At 71.2% G+C, this 2800-nt stretch carries 2 protein-coding genes; one reads left to right on the top strand and one right to left on the bottom strand.

The window, feature by feature from the left end:
- Window positions 1-69 precede the first annotated feature (69 nt).
- Complete coding sequence (locus ACFXOZ_RS42380; RefSeq protein ID WP_380595372.1) at window positions 70-1353, bottom strand: serine hydrolase domain-containing protein; 1284 nt, start codon at window positions 1351-1353, stop codon at window positions 70-72.
- 364 nt (window positions 1354-1717) lie between these two features.
- Here ACFXOZ_RS42380 and ACFXOZ_RS42375 point away from each other — a divergent pair, with 364 nt between their 5' ends.
- The gene (locus ACFXOZ_RS42375; protein ID WP_380595370.1) at window positions 1718-2710 is read left to right on the top strand and encodes a phosphatidylserine/phosphatidylglycerophosphate/cardiolipin synthase family protein; all 993 of its coding nucleotides are present in this window, start codon (window positions 1718-1720) and stop codon (window positions 2708-2710) included.
- Window positions 2711-2800 lie beyond the last annotated feature (90 nt).

Raw genomic sequence — 2800 nt, 5'->3', positions numbered from 1 at the left:
GGCGGGGCGTGGGCGCCGTCGGTCGGGCCGGCCCCGGGCGGCCGGTGCGGGAGCGGGTCCTGGGTCAGGTCAGATCCGGGTGTCCTCGACCACCGGCAGGCCCTGGTCGTGCTGGACGGTCCGCTGGTTCTGCTGGGCCGGGGCGTTGCCGGTGCGCGGCGCCGCCTTCACCGGCTTCTTCCCGCAGAAGGCCGGCTCCAGCGCGTTCATCAGGCCCTGGGTGACCGAGCCGTTGTTGGAGGCGTTGGCGAAGACCACCACCGAGCGCCGCCCGTCCGGGGTGGCGAAGGACTGGGTCTGGAAGCCCTGGACGATGCCGCCGTGCCCGTAGACGTCCCCGCAGGTCAGCGAGATGCGGCGGAGGCCCAGCCCGTACGAGATCTTGGCGGTCGGAGTGGGCAGCGCGGCCTCCATCTGGCGCAGCGAGTCGTCCGAGACCAGCCCGCCGTTGTCGCCGGCCACCAGGGCGGTGAGGAAGCGGTCGAGGTCCGAGGCGGAGGAGATGACCGCACCGGCGGCCCACACCCAGGAGCCGGTCTGCTCGGTGGAGTCCAGCAACGGCTTGCTGCGGTCGTCGTTGGTGAGGTAGCCGGTGACGTGGGCGCCCTCGATCCGCTGGTCCGGGACGACGAAGGAGGTCTGGGTCAGGCCGAGCGGCTCGATGATCCGCTCGCGCAGCACGTCGGCGTAGGGGCGGCCGGTGAGGTTCTCGACGGCCATGCCCATCAGCACGAAGTCGGTGTTGGAGTAGGAGTAGCGGCTGCCCGGGGTGTACTGCTGCCCGTGCTTGACGGACATGGCGACCATCTGGGCGGGGGTGTAGACCGTGCTGCGGATCCGGGCCTCGAAGGCGGCGGTGGTCTCCTCGCCGGCCTGCTCCAGCAGGTCGTTGGTGTGGTCGTAGATGCCGGCCCGGTGCTCCATCACCTGGCGGCCGGTCATCGCCCAGCCGTCCGGGAGGGTGCCGGCCGGCAGGTAGTCGCGCAGCGGCTTGTCGAGGTCGATCCGGCCCTCCTGCGCCAGCTGCATCACGAGAACGGCCGTGAACATCTTGCTGTTGCTGCCGACCCGGAACCTCCACGCGGAGTTCATCGGGGTCCCGTCCAGATCGGCCTTGCCGACGGTCAGGGAGCGGGTCCGGTCGTCGTCGCCGTGGTCGCTGATCACGGCGAAGGCGCCGGGGGCGCCGGCGGCGGTGGTGGCTTGAAGCGCGCTCTGCACCCCCGCGGTGTCGGGGGCGGGCAGGGCCGGGCCGTCCTGGCCGGCGGCCAGGGCGGGTACGGCTCCGGTGGCCGCCAGGACGGCAGCGGCGGCGGCCACCGCGAGCGGACGCAGCAGACGGGTCTTCGCCATGTTCCTCGGCTCTCTCGTGCGCTGACGCGGTGTCGGATCGCGTCGGGTCGATGATCACTATCACCGGTCCGGACGGTCCGTGGCAATGTGAACCTTCGTGCCCGCTTCGTCCGTTGGCAGGCCGTTTTGCCGGGGCACGGTCCGTTCTCCGGCCCGGGGGCAAGGTTTTACCTCCCGTCATCTACCCGCGTTGACCACCGTGACCGCATGCTGTTCGGGCTGCTCCGTTCGGCGTGTCCACGTCGGCCGCGCCGGCCTGGTCGTCCACGCGGGCCGCGTCGGCCAGGTGGACCACGCCACCTGACGCGTCCGCTCCCCGGCGCCTCCGCGCGCCGACCTCCCCCTCACCGACCATGGAGTCCCCATGCCCCTGGCCACCTTCGCGCGCCGTGCCGGCGCCCTGCTGCTCGTCGGTGCCGGCCTGATATCCGCCTCCGGTGCCGCCCACGCCGACGCCGTCGCCGGCGGCTACTCGACGATCGTCTTCCCGGACCAGGACCACAGTGCGGTCTACGGCCTCGTCAACGCGGCCACCAGGTCCGTCGACGTGACGATGTACGAGCTGCGCGACACCACGGCCGTGAACGCCCTGATCGCCCGGCAGCGCGCCGGCGTGCGGGTCCGGGTGATCCTGGACGGGAAGCACAGCTCGGTCAACGGCGCCGCCTACTCCGCGCTCAAGGCGGCCGGCGTCGGCGTGACGTACTCCTCCTCGGCGTTCGTCTACACCCACCAGAAGACCGTCACCGTGGACGGCGCCAAGTCGCTGATCCTGACCGGGAACCTGGACGCCACCTACTACTCCAGCAGCCGCGACTACGGGGTCGTCGACACCGACGCCAACGACGTCGCCGCGATCGAGCAGGTCTTCGCCGCCGACTACGCCAAGACCTCGATCACCCCCTCGGACGGCGACAACCTGGTCTGGTCGCCCACCGACTCGCAGGACCGCCTGCTGGCGCTGATCAACGGCGCCCAGACCTCGCTGGACGTCCAGGAGCTGGAGTTCGGCGACCCGGCCCTGGTCGACGCCGTCACCGCCGCGGCCAACCGCGGCGTCACCGTCCGCGTCGTCGGGATGAGCCCGGACACCTACGGCTCCTCCTTCGACGAGGTCACCGCGGCCGGCGCCAAGGTGGTCACCTACTCCTCCACCACCGGCCTGTACATCCACGCCAAGGCCATCGTCGCCGACTACGGCACGCCCACCGCCAAGGTGTTCGCCGGCTCGGAGAACTTCTCCGACAACTCGCTGAACAACAACCGCGAGCTGGGCCTGATCGTCTCCGACTCCGGGGTGCTCAGCACGATCGAGTCGACCTTCGCCACCGACTTCGCCAACGGCACGCCCTACTAGGGCCTGTCCGGCGGATCTTGCCAGGCGCGCGACGCCGGGCATCCCGCCTGGACGCACGCCCGAATCGCCCAAGTACGTCCAGTACGAGGC

The organism is Kitasatospora sp. NPDC059160 (genome assembly GCF_042755465.1).
In the GTDB taxonomy this organism is placed as follows: domain Bacteria; phylum Actinomycetota; class Actinomycetes; order Streptomycetales; family Streptomycetaceae; genus Kitasatospora.
Note: the sequence above shows the minus strand (reverse complement) of the source record. Positions and strands in the feature narration are given on the sequence as shown.